Source organism: Microtetraspora sp. NBRC 16547, assembly GCF_030268965.1.
GTDB lineage: Bacteria > Actinomycetota > Actinomycetes > Streptosporangiales > Streptosporangiaceae > Microtetraspora.
In genome coordinates this window covers 1-275 of record NZ_BSSE01000127.1, presented here as the reverse complement: position 1 = coordinate 275, position 275 = coordinate 1, and the positions used below count along the sequence as shown (strand labels likewise).

Sequence of the window (275 nt, the reverse complement as noted above, 5' to 3'; positions counted from 1 at the left end):
TTCCGCCGGTTGGCCTGCTGGTCGCTTTTTTCGGGAATTACCGCCTTGATCTTACGTTTCCGCAGGTAGGCGCGGTTCTTCTTGGAAGAGTAGGCCTTGTCGCACATCACGACGGCCGGCCGGGTCCGTGGACGGCCCCGCCCCCGTCGCGGAACACGTACCTGGCTCATGACCTGCTGGAACATGAAGCCGTCGTTGCGCTGTCCGGCGCTGATCACCCGGGCGATGGGGCGGCAGCGCCGGTCTGCCATCAGATGGATCTTCGTGGTGAGGCC

1 protein-coding gene is annotated in these 275 nt (G+C 64.4%); it reads right to left on the bottom strand.

Annotation, left to right across the window (positions count from 1 at the left end; all coding sequences use genetic code 11):
• Window positions 1-275, bottom strand: a 275-nt coding sequence (locus QSK17_RS35895) for a transposase (protein WP_285711153.1), incomplete at both ends; no start/stop codon positions are given.